Origin of the sequence: Tepidiphilus sp. J10, from assembly GCF_006980785.1 — a bacterium.
GTDB lineage: Bacteria > Pseudomonadota > Gammaproteobacteria > Burkholderiales > Rhodocyclaceae > Tepidiphilus > Tepidiphilus olei.
Genome location: NZ_SBHP01000001.1, coordinates 843,358 through 858,225 on the forward strand (window position 1 = coordinate 843,358; position 14,868 = coordinate 858,225).

The following is a 14,868-nucleotide window of genomic DNA, read 5'->3' on the forward strand; positions in this document are numbered from 1 at the left end:
TCTGGTGCCATGGAGAGGTAAGGATTATGTCATGATGACTCGAGGCCAGGCCGATGTCGATGTAAACGGCACTATGCCGTTGCAGGAAGCGGTGTACCCGCTCTTTTGGGGCAAGAGCGCCGCGGAGGAGTCGGGAGGGGACGGCCATTCCCTGCTTTCCCACCTGCTCGACGTGGCTGCCGTGGCGCGGGTGCTGCTCGAACGATTCGTTCCCCCTTCTGCATTGCAGGAATTCGGGGTCGAGGTGCTTGCCACGCTCGTTGGCTTGCACGATTACGGCAAGGCGATCCCCGGCTTTCAGGCCAAGTGGCCGCAAGGCCGGGCGCGGCTGGAATCGGCAGGGTTTTCTTTTCGGCCGCCGCAGGTGCTGAAACAGGACCGGCACGATCTGGCCAGCGCCGCCCTGCTGCCGAGGGAAGCGAAGTTGGCCGAGGCGCTCGCCTGCATTCTGGGTGGGCATCACGGCTATCTCGTCCGATTGGGTGAGCGCAAACATGCCGCGCCGAACCGTGAATCCCCCGAATGGCGCGCGGCGCGATGTGCCTTGCTGCGCGACTATCTCGCAGCGCAGGGGCTCGATGCATCCGCCGTGCCGGACGGGGAATTTTTGGAAACCCGGCTCGACGCGGCGCTGTGGCTGGCCGGACTCGTGAGCGTGGCCGACTGGATCGGCTCCAACGACGCCTTCTTTCCTTATGCGGGACGCCCCCCACTCGGTCCGGCCTACTGGCAGGATGCGCAAGAACGTGCCGCTCGTGCCTTGCAGGAACTGGGCTGGCGCGAAACCGTGAGCTTGCTCCGGGATGAACACGCAGGCACGGCCGCCCTTCTTTCCCGCATGACGGGAAAAGCGCTTGCGCCGCGCCCCTTGCAGAGCGCCGTCGAGGAACTGCTGCGCGGGATCGCCGAGCCGCCGCTCGTGCTCATCGAGGCACCGATGGGTGAGGGCAAGACCGAGGCGGCTTTCCTCGCGTTCTTGCGCCTGCAGCGGCGCTTCGGCCTGCGTGGGTTTTACGTCGGGCTGCCGACGCAGGCGACCGGCAACGCCATGTTCGAGCGCGCGGTGCGCTTTTTGCAGGCTTTCGCCGACCGGCACGACGTCCAGCTCGACATCCAGCTCGCGCATGCCGGGGCCGAACTGGTCGAGTCGTATCAGGCGCTGCGTGGCGTGTACGGCGAACCGGGCGAGCACGTCGCTGCGGCGAGCTGGTTCGCCAAGCCCAAACGCGCGCTCCTTTCCCCATTCGGGGTCGGCACCGTCGATCAGGCGCTCTACGCCGTGCTGCACGTCAAGCACCATTTCGTGCGGTTGTGGGGGCTCGCCCACCGCGTCGTCATTCTCGACGAAGTGCACGCGTACGATTTCTACACCGGCGGCCTGATCGCGCATCTCTTGCGCTGGCTGAAGCGCATGGGCTGCGCCGTGATCCTGCTCTCGGCCACGCTGCCGCGTGCCAAACGCCAAGAACTCCTCGCCGCCTGGGGTGTCGCCGAGAATGAGGAAACCGCCTATCCGCGTGTCTTGCTGGCCGAAGGGGGGCGGATCTCATCCCAGACGATCACCGCCCGCGAGCAGGCGCCGATCGCGCTGCGCGCGCTTTCCGAGTCGCTCGAATCCATCGCCGAGACGGCGCGGAATCTGACGGTCGAGGGCGGCTGCATCGCCGTCATCGTCAACACCGTCGACCGCGCACAAACCCTTTACTCGATGCTCGAAGATACGGTCGGAGATGCGGCCGAGGTGCTGCTCTACCACGCGCGCTTTCCCGCCGACCAGCGCCAGGCGATCGAGAAAAAGGTGCTTGCGCATTTCGGCAAAGAATGCGAGCGGCCCGAACGCGCGATCCTCATCGCTACACAGGTCGCGGAACAGAGCCTCGACGTCGATTTCGACGCCATGATCACCGACTTGGCCCCCGTCGACCTCGTGCTGCAACGCGCCGGGCGCCTGCATCGGCACCCGCGTCAGCGCCCCGAAGCGCATCGGGAGCCGGTGCTCTACGTGGCCGGTCTGGCCGGCGAGGCACCTCCCGATCTCACCGCGACGCGCTGGAAGTACGTCTATCAGCCCTACATTTTGCTGCGCAGTTGGCAGCACTTGCGCGAGCGCCCAATCGTTCGGCTGCCTCACGACATCGACCCCTTGGTGCAGGCAGTCTATGACGCTGCACCAGCGGATGAGGGCGCGGAGGTGGCGACGGTGCAGGATCAGGATGCGGCCTATGGCCAATACCTCGCCGAGATGCAGGAAATGCGCCAGCGGATGCACAACGTCGCGCTCGATGCCGACGCGTCCGACCTTTTCGCGCTCATCGACATCCCGCAAGCGCGCGAAGCCGGCGAAGGGGGGCTCGAAGTCGTCACCCGCTTGGGCGAAGAAAGCCTCGCCGTGGTGCCGCTGTGGGTCAACGAAGCCGGTTGGCGCGAGCGCCCGGATGCGCCGCCTTTCGATCCGCAGCGCCCGCTCGAGCGCGACCGCGCGCGGGCCGTCTACACACGTCAGCTGCGTGTCTCACGCAAGGCGCTCATCGAATCCCTCAAAGCGCAAGCAAGGCCGCCGGCGTTCGCCGAATCCCCGTATCTGCGCGACCTCTACCCATTGATTCTCGATGAGGAAAGCAAGACAATGGTAGGAAACCTGCAAGTGCGGCTCGATCCCTGTCTGGGGTTGGTCTATGAGAAGGAGGAGACGTGAACCATTTGGCGCGCTACAACCTAATCGACGAAGCCTGGATTCCCGTACGTGGGCAGGATGGACAAAGCCGCACGGTGGGCTTGGCCGAGTTGTTCCGCCATGCTCATATCATCCGAGACCTCGACGAACCCAGCCCCGCCAACCGCGTGGCGCTCTACCGCCTGCTGCTCGCCATCCTGCACCGCGCCTCAAGTGCGCGTTTCGGATCATGGGCCCGGCAGGAGCGCCGACGTTGGCGACGGGAGGGATTGCCGACCGACGCCGTACTCGATTATCTCGAACACTGGCGCGAGCATTTCTGGCTCGTGCATCCCGAACACCCTTTCATGCAGGTGGCGGCGCTCGCGCACCATCCGGACACGAAAGACAAGAAAAAATCCGTCTTGCACCTTGCTTTGTTGGGTAACGACGGTTTTCTCTTCGATCACCGCAAGACGGCGACCTTGCCATGGCCAGACGCCTTGCGCGACATGCTGGGGTTATTCAGTTTCACGCCCGGCGGCCTCATCAAAATCCTCAAGACTTCCGACAACGCCGGGCCGCTTGCCAACAGCGCCGCTTTTTTGGCGCTGGGTGCGAACCTGGGCGAGACACTGTTGCTCAACTTGGGCTCGGCAAAATCCAACCAGAACGATCTGCCCGCCTGGGAAAAGGTGCCGCCCGCGATCAAAGACCTCGCCGCGCCCGCCACCTTGGCCACCGGCCCGAACGATCGCTACACCCGTCAGTCGCGGGGTGTCTTGCTCGACGTGGACGATGATGGGCGGGTGAGCGAACTGTGGTTCGCCCCGGGGCTTGCCTTGCAAGACGATCCCCATGCGCCCGATCCGATGGTGGCGCAGCGCATGAGCAAGGACGGCAAAACGATTTTGCGCATCCGCTTCGACGGCGGCCGCGCGCTGTGGCGCGATTTGCCCAGCCTCACGGCGGGAGCGAAAGAAATGGCGCCCGCCGTGCTGCGCCACGCGGCCGACATTACGGGCGAAGACGAGGTACTACATGTCCTTGCGGCCGGATTGGCCAGTGATCAGGCCAAACTCGAACGCGCCCGCATGGAATTGTTGCGCCTGCCGCACGCCCTGCTCGCGGTCGAGGCGGCTGCGGCACAGTTGCGGGAAGACGTGGCGGCCGCCGAAGCCTTGCACGACAAGCTGCGCGCTTTGGCCGCGCGCGTCGTCGCGCTCACCCAGTCCGACCCCGAACACACGGAAACCCGCAAAAAAGCCCGCGAACGTGTCGCGCAAAGTCCGCTCGCAGACGTCTATTTCACCCGCCTCGAACAACGCCTGCCGGCCTTGATGGCGGCCTACGCCGCCAACGATTGGGAAGCGGCGCATCGTCTCTGGCAAAACGCCATGACCGAGGCTGCGCGCGCCTTCTGGCACGCGCTGGGCGTTTTGCTTTCCGACACGCCGCGCGCCTGGAAGGCGATGGCGCAGACGGAGCCCGAATTCCATACCATCCTCCGCAACCACCAGGAGAACCGCGATGCCGCATGAGCAAAGCGTCTCGCCAGACAACCCCCCACGAGGGTCGACGCAGCCCCGGGTGCAGGCGTTCGTCGAACACCTCGCGAACATCTGCGAAGACCGGGGCGCGCGCGCCACCCTGCGCCGCTCGGCGGCCTTTGCGCCGGGCGAGGACGTGCGCGCCTTTCCCTTTGTCGAGCCCTTCCTGCCCGACGAGGCGCCCGCGAGCGAGCGGCGTGCTTTTTACCTGTGCGCCATGCTCTACGCGATGCACGGCCAGCACCAGCAAGGCCGTTCGCTCGCCAAGGCCTTCGGGGCGCTGTGGAGGAAGAAAGACCAGCGCCCCAGCCTCGAAAAGCGCTTCATCGCGCTCCTCGAAGCCGATGCCGACGGCCTGTCCGAACATTTGCGCCAGATCGTCATGCTGCTGAAGGAGGAGGCGTTCGACCATGCGGCTTTGCTCACCGACTTACGCGAACTCATGAAGCCTTACACCACCGAGCGGCAAAACCGTATCCGTGCCCGCTGGGCCAAGGACTTTTACCGCAGCGAAACCCGCGCGACCGACGCCTCCACCGCAGCCGACACGTCCGAACCCGCCGCAACGCCTCTACCTTGATCCCGACGACTTTCAGGAGAATGCCATGCCCCCTTTCATCGAAATCCACATCATCCAGAACATCGCCCCCGGCAACCTCAACCGCGACGACACCGGCGCGCCCAAGGACGCCATCTTCGGCGGATTTCGGCGCGCGCGCCTGAGCTCGCAGGCGCAGAAGCGGCCGGTACGCCGGTTTTTCCGGGAAAGCCGTTTGATCGCGCCGCAGCATCTGGGCTTGCGTACCAAGAAAGTGATGGCGCGCTTGTCCGAAATGCTGCTCACCCGGGGACGTGAGGCGCCCGACAATGCCATTCGTCAGGCGCTCGCCGCCATCCACATGAAGCTCGACGACAAGGGCGAGGCGCAATACCTGCTGTTCCTCGCCGAAGATGAACTGGCGCGTTTCGCCGACCTTATCGACCGCCATTGGGATGCGCTCAACATCGAGGCGGATGGCAAAAAATCCAAGAAAGACGCCAAATCGGCGCTGCCCAAGGAGGTGATCGCCGAGGCGAGCCGGATTCTCGACGGCGGGCGGGCTGCCGACATCGCCCTTTTCGGACGCATGCTCGCCGATCTGCCGGGCGCCAACCAGGATGCCGCCTGCCAAGTGGCTCATTCGATTTCGACGCACGCGGTCGAGCGCCAGTTCGACTACTTCACCGCGGTGGACGATCTTGCCACGCCCGAGGAAAGCGGTGCGGCGATGATCGACAACGTCGAATTCAACTCCGCCACTCATTACCGCTACGCCGCGCTCGACCCGCTGAAACTCCTCGCCAACCTGCAAGGCGACGAGGAACTCGCACTGGCGAGCGTGCGCGCTTTCATCGAGGCGTTTGCGTGCACGCTGCCTTCCGGCAAGCAAAACAGCTTTGCCGCGCACAATCCGCCCGCTTTCGTCGGCGTGGTGCTGCGCCAAAAGATGCCGATCAACCTCGCTAACGCCTTCGAGCAACCCGTTTTCCCGCAGCGCGACCGGGCGCTCTCCGCGCTCTCGGTCGAGCGGCTCGCGCATCAGGAAAAAACCCTGGCCCAAGCCTATGGCGAAGAAGGACCGTGGGCCGTGCTCGATCTCACCGGTGCCTGGGATGCGGGCGGAACCGCCGTGGTCAAGCTCGCCGACCTGGCCGAATGGGCGGCACGGCAGGCGGCGGAACGCTACGCGGCGCGAGGCTGAAAGCCATGCCGACGCTGCTTTTGCGCCTCGCCGGCCCCCTGCAATCCTGGGGTACGACGAGCCGATACGACGAGCGTGATTCCCAGCTCGAACCGAGCAAATCCGGCGTGCTGGGGCTGCTCTGCGCTGCGCTGGGCCGCGACCGGCATCTGCCGGTGGATGACCTCGCGCGGCTACGCATGGGCGTGCGGGTGGATCGGGAAGGCGTGCGGGTGCGCGATTTTCAGACCGTACAGGGCGTGCTCAAGCGCGATGGCAAGGCGGATGCCGATTCGACCATCATCAGCCCGCGCTATTACCTGTCCGACGCCGTCTTCCTCGTCGGGCTGGAAGGCGACGAGGTGGATTTTCTCCGCTCGCTCCAGGCGGCGCTCCATCGTCCGGTCTGGCCGATCTTTCTCGGCCGCAGGAGTTGCCCGCCCGGATTGCCCGTGGCCCTGCCCGACGGCGTGTGTGACACCTCGCTCGAAGAGACTCTGCGCCGCCATCCTTTGCTCGTGGGCGGCGAGGAGGGCGCACGGCCTTTGCGCGTCGTCCTCGAAAACCCCGATGACGGCGAAGGCGCGCTACGCCTCGACCAACCCATCGCGCCTTTTGCCGAGCGGCGTTTTGGCGCGCGTTTCGTGCGCTCGGAGGTCTGGACATGCCCCTTATCCTGAGCCGGCTGGTGCTCGATCCGCGCGACCATGCCGCGCGCCGTGACGTGGCAAACCCCTATGCGATGCACCAGACGCTCGCGCGCGTCTTTGCCGAGCACCCGGACGCTCCGCCGGCGCGCTTTCTTTGGCGCTTGGAGCCGGGCGGGCCGTTCGATCAGCCCACCGTCCTGATTCAGAGCGATCGAGCCGGGAACTGGGAGCGCTTGCCACCACGCTATGGGCATGCCCAAAGCAAGCCCTACGATCCCGCGCGCCTGCTGCAAACCGGGCGCGAACTGCGTTTTCGGCTGTATGCCAACCCGACGCGGGCGCTGAAGACTGAAGGCGAATCCGCGCGCCGCGGCCGGCGCGTCGGGATTCACGATGACGGCGAAGCGCTGGCTTGGCTCGATGCCCAAGGCCGAACACGCGGCGGTTTCACGCTGTGTCGCCTCGAGCGTGCCGCGGTGCGAGCCGGCGAGGCGTTTTGGTCGGACTCCGCTGCGAGCGGTGAAACGCAGGCGCCGACCCTGTTCGACGTTCAGGTACGCCGCTCGCGTTGGCGTTTTCGCAAATCGGGCGCCGACGCCGCGACTTGGCTCACGTTCGACGCCGCCTGCTACGAGGGGCGCCTGGAAGTGACCGATCCCGAGCGCCTTCTGCAGATCATCGAACAGGGGCTTGGGCGCGGCAAGGCGTTTGGCCTGGGGCTGCTATCGGTGGCGCCGTGAGGTCATCGTCATGAACGAACCGCTGCCGCCACCGCGCCCGATTCCGATCAAGGAGCGCCTCTCGGTGCTCTACGTCGAGAAAGGGCAGCTCGACGTGCTCGACGGCGCTTTCGTCGTCGTGGATGTCAACGGGGTGCGCACCCATATCCCCGTGGGCGGCGTGGCCTGCCTGATGCTGGAGCCCGGCACGCGCGTCTCGCATGCCGCCTGCGCGCTCGCGGCGAGGGTGGGTACCTTGCTCGTTTGGGTGGGTGAGGCCGGCGTTCGCCTCTATTCTGCCGGGCAACCGGGCGGTGCCCGTTCCGACCGGCTGCTGTATCAGGCAAAGCTCGCCCTGGACGATGAGCTGCGCCTGAAGGTCGTGCGTCGCATGTTCGCCCTGCGTTTCGGCCAGGAGCCGCCGCAGCGCCGTTCCGTGGAGCAATTGCGCGGTATCGAAGGGGCGCGGGTACGCGAGATGTACAAACGGCTGGCCGCGCGCTACAAGGTGCACTGGGTGCATCGCGAGTACGATCCGGAATCGTGGGACGCCTCCGATCGCCCCAATCGCTGCCTGTCGGCTGCCACCGCGGCACTCTATGGTGTCACCGAAGCGGCAGTGCTCGCTGCAGGCTACGCCCCGGCGATCGGGTTCATTCACACGGGCAAGCCGCTGTCGTTCGTCTACGACATCGCCGATCTCTTCAAATTCGACACCGTCGTGCCGGTGGCCTTCGAAGTGGCCGCATCCTCAAAAGGCAACGCCGAGCGCGAAGTGCGCTTGCGTTGTCGTGACGTGTTTCGCCGGACCAGACTTCTCGAGAAAATCATCCCGACCATCGAGGACGTGCTCGCCGCTGGCGGCATTGCACCCCCTGAAGCGGCACCCGATCAGGTGTTGCCGGTCATTGCCGACAAGGAGCCTTTGGGCGATGTTGGTCATCGTGGTTGAGAACGTCCCGCCCCGACTGCGCGGGCGCTTGGCCGTGTGGCTGCTCGAGGTGCGCGCCGGGGTCTACGTGGGCAATTATTCGCGCAAAGTGCGCGAAGAAATCTGGCGTCACGTCGAGGCCGGCATTGGCGAAGGTAACGCGGTGATGGCTTGGCGCACGAACAATGAGGCGGGTTTCGAGTTCGTCACGGTTGGTACCAACCGGCGTGTGCCTGTCGAGCTGGACGGCGTTCGGCTCGTCTCGTTTTTGCCGCCAGAGCAGGCGGCACCTGCCGAGGGTCCATCGGTAGGTTAGTAGAATGTCTGTAACCCATTTAAAAATATGGTGAAATGTGCAAGTGTGTTCCCCGCGTGCGCGGGGATGAACCGTTTTTCATGGGGATCAATTGATTGAAAACAATGGTGTTCCCCGCGTGCGCGGGGATGAACCGCATTCATCCACCGTGGAGGGGAACTCCTGCCACGTGTTCCCCGCGTGCGCGGGGATGAACCGCCGAGGCCAGCACGGATATGTTCCGCGGCGGCGTGTTCCCCGCGTGCGCGGGGATGAACCGTGATTGAACGTGTCGGGCCAATGCGCCAGATCGTGTTCCCCGCGTGCGCGGGGATGAACCGGCAAAGATTGCCGAGATTCGCCAGCACTCTAACGTGTTCCCCGCGTGCGCGGGGATGAACCGAGTCTGCCGCAACCGCGGCGGGAACCAGCGGCGTGTTCCCCGCGTGCGCGGGGATGAACCGAATCGCCGACGCGACGGCGCAGGCACGGCAGGCGTGTTCCCCGCGTGCGCGGGGATGAACCGACTACCTGCTCCAGGTAAAAGCCGATCTGAGCGTGTTCCCCGCGTGCGCGGGGATGAACCGCTCGATGTGCGCGCGGCAACCGAGCAGTATCCGTGTTCCCCGCGTGCGCGGGGATGAACCGAACTGCGCGAGGTCGGCATCGACCCGCTTCTCGCGTGTTCCCCGCGTGCGCGGGGATGAACCGACGGCGGATTTCGTCATATACAAAAACTCGCTGTGTTCCCCGCGTGCGCGGGGATGAACCGGCCGAGGGAATCGGGCGCCAGCAGCTGGGCGAGTGTTCCCCGCGTGCGCGGGGATGAACCGCCGGTCACCGAGTACCTTCCGGTGCTGCACGAGTGTTCCCCGCGTGCGCGGGGATGAACCGTTGCTAGAGGTGGCCGCGTGGCGGGAGATGGTGTGTTCCCCGCGTGCGCGGGGATGAACCGCACCACGAGTCGCTGGCCGAGCCGCCCAGGCCGTGTTCCCCGCGTGCGCGGGGATGAACCGAAGTCGAACGGCGACTTCCTGCGTGAAGTGGCGTGTTCCCCGCGTGCGCGGGGATGAACCGTTGACCCATATGCTGCCCAGTGGCTGCGCAACGTGTTCCCCGCGTGCGCGGGGATGAACCGCAAACCCGATGCGCGGCTACAGCCTGATGGATGTGTTCCCCGCGTGCGCGGGGATGAACCGTCGGCGGCACACCCGACCATCATCGAGCAGGAGTGTTCCCCGCGTGCGCGGGGATGAACCGGACGATGAACGCGCCAACCCTCCGCATCGCCGAGTGTTCCCCGCGTGCGCGGGGATGAACCGGTACTGGCACGCGCCACGCTCGCGCCAGGCGTGTGTTCCCCGCTTGCGCGGGGATGAACCGTGTGTTCCGCGCTCGGTGATATACGGGTTGACGTGTTCCCCGCGTGCGCGGGGATGAACCGCAGATGAACAGCAAAAAACCTACCAGCAAAAAGTGTTCCCCGCGTGCGCGGGGATGAACCGGTGTATCCGGCACGCAGACGGCGCACGGGCATGTGTTCCCCGCGTGCGCGGGGATGAACCGGTGGAGGCGTTGCCGCAGCCATTGCGCGAGCAGTGTTCCCCGCGTGCGCGGGGATGAACCGGAGCATCGAGGATGTGCACAAAGACGATTTGCGTGTTCCCCGCGTGCGCGGGGATGAACCGCCACTGGGCGTTAACCGGTCGATCGATGAGGTGTGTTCCCCGCGTGCGCGGGGATGAACCGCGGGCGAAGTTCAGCCGCAGCATCAGGTCACGCGTGTTCCCCGCGTGCGCGGGGATGAACCGGCCGCCGTCCCTGATGCTGGCGATGCCAAGCCGTGTTCCCCGCGTGCGCGGGGATGAACCGTCGTCGCCGTCGAGCCCGATGGTACCGGAGTTGTGTTCCCCGCGTGCGCGGGGATGAACCGGTGGGCATGGCAACAGAAAGGGCTGAGCCCGTGTGTTCCCCGCGTGCGCGGGGATGAACCGTCATTCTCGTCGGCCATCTCGGCCGCGATCCAGTGTTCCCCGCGTGCGCGGGGATGAACCGAATTGCCATTTAATACCCCAGGGCAGGATCGAGTGTTCCCCGCGTGCGCGGGGATGAACCGGCGGCCAGGTGGCCACTGAGGACGTGGAAGAAGTGTTCCCCGCGTGCGCGGGGATGAACCGTGTGCAACCGCCTGGGCCTGACGGTCCGTTACGTGTTCCCCGCGTGCGCGGGGATGAACCGTTTTCAGGATTGTTCAGTGGTGCATTGCGGGTGTGTTCCCCGCGTGCGCGGGGATGAACCGCCGCATAGGGAATGTGCGAATCCTCCCCGATCGTGTTCCCCGCGTGCGCGGGGATGAACCGTGGGCATCCGCGACGCCAAGACCGGCAAGATGGTGTTCCCCGCGTGCGCGGGGATGAATCGGCGAGGCAAGGCAGGCGAGGCGGGCAAGGCAAGGAAGGGGTTGTTAATCTCGCAGCAATCGACAGGGTGGCAGGCATGCTTGAATCGATCCTCTCTTATGCCAACGATCACGCTTGGGCGGGCTGGATGTTGGTGGGACTGCTATTTGCGCCGCCTATACTGATCAGCTTCATCCAGGGGGAGCGTGGCATTTCGCCTATCGGCACGATGTTGGGTTGGTGGGCGCTTGTTTTCATCGTTGCCCTCGTGTTAGCTTAGCCGCCGCGTGCGCTTCGCTCGGCTGAAAAGCCGGGCATGGCTTGAAACGTGCCAAACTCATGATAAGCGGCGTAGGGCTTACCAAATCCCACTGCAGCCTCGAAGGGGTCGGCTCGGTGCGTGCGCGAATTCAGCAGCTCGCCCGTACGGTAAAGGATGCTGCCGCGCCCCTTCTTGGCGCGCGGTGGTTGGTTTCAAGGGCGGCCAGGGTCGGCCTGCTATGCGCGCCATCGGTCAGGAGATGGGGGCGCGCATCGCGCAGCGATTCGAGGCCGAGCGCGACCCGGCAGGCCGTGTGTTCCCCGCGTGCGCGGGGATGAACCGGCCATGAACGCCTGCGTCGATTGCATGGTGATGCGCTGCGCCGACTGCGACAGGCCAGGTAATGCGTAAGCCGCCGCATGCGCCGCCGCGCCAATGGCAGCGAGCCTCTCGATGTGTCCAATCGCGCCTTTGAGTGGCGCGCTGAACCGATCGGTTAGGCTCAGCGTGACGCCGATTGCCATGCCTCTCATCGACATGACAACCACCCCATGCCATAAAGTAAACATGACAGCCACCTCATGCTATAAGTAAAATAAGTAAATATGGCATCGCTGATTCTTTCCTTGCTTGCCGCCGCACTCGCCTGTGTGCCGGTCTTGCTAATATGGGATACGTTTACCGCACTAATGGCTGTCTGCGCGCTCACGCTCATGCTGTGGCCGCTGCTGGCGCTTGTGCACGAATTGACCGAGGCGTTCATCGTCGGTATCGCTCGGCTCATCCGCCGCTGCGCGCCTTGAGCGCACGCTCGGCGCGCCGAACCTAGCCTACGAACTCGTTTATCTCTATCGCGCGTCCGAGCTCTGGCGTCCAGTGGTAGGCCAGTGCCTCGAGCCCGTCGATCGGCGCGATCACGCGTTTCCCAGCATTTCGGCCACGGCGCCGAGATCTTCAGGTCGCCAACTTCGGCCGGTTTCCATGAGTAGGGCTCGAAAGAGAGCACCGTGCGCAGCCCTTCGACCTGCTGAAAAGCCGGACGTGGATTGAAACCGGGCGAGCACAGCGAACGCCAAGCGCACAGCGCGGTCGTCTATCTCGACGCGGATCATCGACCATTTCCATCGGCGAGCGTCTGCGCCAGCAGTCGTTCCGTCTCGTCGAGCTCGCGCTGCCATGCCTCGCGACTCACCGGGTTGCCGCTCAGAGCCGCCTGATTCCGGCAGTATGCCGCCCACTGCACGATCTCGCGTCGAGTCGAGAACGGTGTGAGCGGAGAATCAATCAGGACAAATCCAATTTTCATGTCATGCTTCTGACTGCAGCATGGACTCATTTTAATTCTTCCTCCAGTCTGCGGTGTCCGGCGCACTTTCAGCATATTCCTTTAGATTGTGCCGCCAACCCTTGAAATCATATTGGCATGATAAATAGGATTCCCCGTCACGCAGACTCGGGTTCCAAAGAGCAACTTTGAGCCATACTATTGCCTCATGGATACCCTTCTCGCCGTCTTTGCTCTTCTTCTTGTCGCGATCGCCGCTTGGCTGCTGGCGCCAGCGCTGCCGTGGTGGGGGTTGATTCTCGCTGGCGTTGCGCTCGTTTTGCTCGTTCCTGCAGGCGTTGGCGTCGCCGCCGGGATCATTCAGAAGCGTTTTTGAGTTTTTGCACCCAAGTTCACAGGATCTTCGGTCGCGCGAGCGCCGTTGAACTGGCCGGGAAGGTTCTCGAGGCGTTGCCTCGCCGGTTTTCACGCCAGAACGGCAGCCATTACCACCGTTTCTTCCACGGCACGGACTTCCTTGAACCGGCCGTGGCCGGGGAGGGGTTTTTCCTCGACCACGAGCAGCCCCGTACGGGCGAGCTCATCGACGTCACGCTTGACCGCGCTGCGATCCCGCCCCAAGCGTCGGGCAAGGTCGGTGAGCGAACCGGGGCGTTCCTTGGCGGCGCGAAAGAGAGCGATCTTGGCCGCGGTCATGAGTCGGGCGAGATCGGCAGGATCTTCGAATGCGATGATGCGTTCGCTCGGCAGGGTGCCACCCTCGTCGGCGAGCCGGGCGAGATGGCGTCCCCGCTGGAAGAATGCCTCGACGGGTTCGGTTTTCAGGATTGTTTTCATGTCTTCTGGCTCAGGGTGAACAACGACCTCACCGCCCCCACCACCACCCCGCGGCAAACGCTGCCACCCAGAGCAGCATCCACACGAGCCGCTCGCGGCGGCGGCTGGCCGCTTCGCGTTCGGCGCGGCGCTCGCGCAGTTTTTCCCGTTCGCGCTCGGCCAGGCGCTCGCTGAGGTCGCGGTGGACGAGGCGGGGCAGTTGCGGCAGGAGTTTCGCCCATTGCGGGGCTTCTTCTTCGAGTTGGCGGCGCAGCGCCCGCCAGCCGACTTGCTCGCTCATCCAGCGCTCGAGGAAGGGCTTGGCCGTTTGCCACAGGTCGAGCTCGGGGTCGAGCTGGCGGCCCAGACCTTCGATGTTCAGCAGCGTTTTTTGCAGCAGCACGAGCTGGGGCTGCACTTCCATTTCGAAACGCCGGGCGGTTTGGAAGAGGCGCAGCAGGGTCTTACCGAAGGAGATGTCCTTGAGGGGGCGGTCGAAGATGGGTTCGCACACGGCGCGGATCGCGCCTTCGAATTCGTCGACGCGCACGTGCGGCGGCACCCAGCCGGCTTCGAGGTGGGCGATGGCCACGCGCCGGTAGTCGCGTTTGAAGAAGGCGAGGAAATTCTGCGCGAGGTAGTTCTTGTCTTCGTCGGAGAGCGTGCCGACGATGCCGAAATCGAGCGCGATGTAGCGTCCGTCGTCGGCCACGAGGATGTTGCCGGGGTGCATGTCGGCGTGGAAGAATCCGTCGCGGAAGACTTGGGTGAAGAAGATTTCCACGCCCATGGCCGAGAGGCGTTTGAGGTCGATCCCTTTTGCGCGCAGCGTCTCGATCTGGGAGATCGGGGTGCCGACCATGCGCTGCATCACCATCACCTCGCGCCCGCAGTAGTCCCAATAGACTTCGGGCACGAGCAGCATGTGGCTGCCGGCGAAGTTGCGCCGCAGTTGCGAGCAGTTGGCGGCTTCCCGCACGAGGTCGAGCTCGTCGTGCAGGGATTTGGCGAATTCCGCCACCACTTCGCGCGGCTTGAGCCGCCGGCTCTCGGGCCAGAGGGCTTCGAGTAGCCGCGCGGCGGTGTCCATCAGCGCGAGGTCGTGTTCGATCACCGGCGCGATGCCCGGGCGCAGGATCTTGACGGCGACCTGCGTGCCGTCGAAGAGCTCGGCGAAATGCACCTGCGCCACCGAGGCCGAAGCCACTGGGTCGCGTTCGAAATGGGCGAACACGGCCTCGAGCGGTTTGCCGTAGTGCGTTTCCAGGAGCGCGCGGGCCTGTTCGCTCGGGAAGGGGGGGACGCGATCCTGCAAGAGCGCGAGCTCGTCGGCGATGTCGGGCGGGATGAGGTCGCGGCGGGTGGAGAGCATCTGGCCGAACTTGACGAAGATCGGCCCGAGCGATTCGAGCGCCCGGCGCAGGCGCACGCCGCGGGGTACGGCGCTGCGCCGCCAGAAGAAGAGCCGGCGCCACCAGCGCGTCAAACGCCCCGAAGTGTCGGCTTGGGCAACGATCTCGTCGAGCGCGTAGGCATAGACGATCCAGAAGATGCGAGTCAGGCGCAGCAGGCGCACGGCGGCGACGT

General features: G+C 65.0%; 14 protein-coding genes and 1 CRISPR repeat array. Of the genes, 11 read left to right on the forward strand and 3 right to left on the reverse strand.

The genetic code is table 11. The annotated features are described in order from the left end of the window. The first annotated feature begins 31 nt into the window (after window positions 1-31). The 10 genes from cas3 to EPD81_RS04190 all read left to right on the forward strand — a co-directional run bounded on the left by cas3 (window position 32) and on the right by EPD81_RS04190 (window position 11,983). Window positions 32-2,695: a CRISPR-associated helicase Cas3' gene (gene cas3, locus EPD81_RS04145; RefSeq protein ID WP_221929204.1), complete on the forward strand. Its 2,664-nt coding sequence runs from the start codon at window positions 32-34 to the stop codon at window positions 2,693-2,695. After that, window positions 2,692-4,194 (forward strand): type I-E CRISPR-associated protein Cse1/CasA, encoded by a 1,503-nt coding sequence (gene casA, locus EPD81_RS04150; protein WP_142804115.1) that lies wholly within the window; start codon window positions 2,692-2,694, stop codon window positions 4,192-4,194. The genes cas3 and casA overlap by 4 nt, the downstream gene beginning before the upstream one ends. Beyond that, the gene (gene casB / locus EPD81_RS04155) at window positions 4,184-4,783 is read left to right on the forward strand and encodes a type I-E CRISPR-associated protein Cse2/CasB (RefSeq protein WP_142804116.1); all 600 of its coding nucleotides are present in this window, start codon (window positions 4,184-4,186) and stop codon (window positions 4,781-4,783) included. The genes casA and casB overlap by 11 nt, the downstream gene beginning before the upstream one ends. Window positions 4,784-4,808: 25 nt before the next feature. Continuing rightward, on the forward strand, window positions 4,809-5,945 hold the full coding sequence (gene cas7e, locus EPD81_RS04160) for a type I-E CRISPR-associated protein Cas7/Cse4/CasC (RefSeq protein ID WP_142804117.1): 1,137 nt from the start codon (window positions 4,809-4,811) through the stop codon (window positions 5,943-5,945). A 5-nt stretch (window positions 5,946-5,950) separates the two neighbouring features. Further along, window positions 5,951-6,604 carry a type I-E CRISPR-associated protein Cas5/CasD gene (gene cas5e / locus EPD81_RS04165; RefSeq protein ID WP_055423201.1) on the forward strand — a complete coding sequence of 218 codons (654 nt, stop codon included), beginning with the start codon at window positions 5,951-5,953 and terminating at the stop codon, window positions 6,602-6,604. Continuing rightward, the gene (cas6e, locus tag EPD81_RS04170) at window positions 6,589-7,314 is read left to right on the forward strand and encodes a type I-E CRISPR-associated protein Cas6/Cse3/CasE (protein ID WP_142804118.1); all 726 of its coding nucleotides are present in this window, start codon (window positions 6,589-6,591) and stop codon (window positions 7,312-7,314) included. Before cas5e ends, cas6e begins: the two co-directional genes overlap by 16 nt. 10 nt (window positions 7,315-7,324) lie before the next feature. After that, window positions 7,325-8,245, forward strand: coding sequence for a type I-E CRISPR-associated endonuclease Cas1e (gene cas1e, locus EPD81_RS04175; protein ID WP_142804119.1), 921 nt, complete (start codon window positions 7,325-7,327; stop codon window positions 8,243-8,245). Further along, window positions 8,226-8,540 (forward strand): type I-E CRISPR-associated endoribonuclease Cas2e, encoded by a 315-nt coding sequence (gene cas2e / locus EPD81_RS04180; RefSeq protein ID WP_142804120.1) that lies wholly within the window; start codon window positions 8,226-8,228, stop codon window positions 8,538-8,540. The genes cas1e and cas2e overlap by 20 nt, the downstream gene beginning before the upstream one ends. A gap of 45 nt (window positions 8,541-8,585) precedes the next feature. Further along, window positions 8,586-10,940: direct repeats of the CRISPR family, unit length 29 nt; unit sequence GTGTTCCCCGCGTGCGCGGGGATGAACCG. Between the two features lie 75 nt (window positions 10,941-11,015). After that, window positions 11,016-11,198, forward strand: a complete 183-nt coding sequence (locus EPD81_RS04185) for a hypothetical protein (RefSeq protein WP_142804121.1) — start codon at window positions 11,016-11,018, stop codon at window positions 11,196-11,198. A 587-nt stretch (window positions 11,199-11,785) separates the two neighbouring features. Continuing rightward, window positions 11,786-11,983 carry a hypothetical protein gene (locus tag EPD81_RS04190; RefSeq protein ID WP_142804122.1) on the forward strand — a complete coding sequence of 66 codons (198 nt, stop codon included), beginning with the start codon at window positions 11,786-11,788 and terminating at the stop codon, window positions 11,981-11,983. A gap of 305 nt (window positions 11,984-12,288) precedes the next feature. Here EPD81_RS04190 and EPD81_RS04195 read toward each other — a convergent pair whose 3' ends face one another. Continuing rightward, window positions 12,289-12,486 carry a hypothetical protein gene (locus tag EPD81_RS04195; RefSeq protein ID WP_142804123.1) on the reverse strand — a complete coding sequence of 66 codons (198 nt, stop codon included), beginning with the start codon at window positions 12,484-12,486 and terminating at the stop codon, window positions 12,289-12,291. 187 nt (window positions 12,487-12,673) lie between these two features. Between EPD81_RS04195 and EPD81_RS10645 the strand changes: the two genes are divergently transcribed. Further along, window positions 12,674-12,841, forward strand: coding sequence for a hypothetical protein (locus tag EPD81_RS10645; RefSeq protein WP_185955349.1), 168 nt, complete (start codon window positions 12,674-12,676; stop codon window positions 12,839-12,841). Window positions 12,842-12,930: 89 nt separating this feature from the next. Here the strand turns inward: EPD81_RS10645 and EPD81_RS04200 are convergent, their stop codons facing one another. Beyond that, window positions 12,931-13,302, reverse strand: coding sequence for an HTH domain-containing protein (locus EPD81_RS04200; protein WP_142804124.1), 372 nt, complete (start codon window positions 13,300-13,302; stop codon window positions 12,931-12,933). Between the two features lie 28 nt (window positions 13,303-13,330). Continuing rightward, complete coding sequence (gene ubiB, locus EPD81_RS04205) at window positions 13,331-14,857, reverse strand: ubiquinone biosynthesis regulatory protein kinase UbiB (RefSeq protein WP_142804281.1); 1,527 nt, start codon at window positions 14,855-14,857, stop codon at window positions 13,331-13,333. Between the last annotated feature and the right edge of the window lie 11 nt (window positions 14,858-14,868).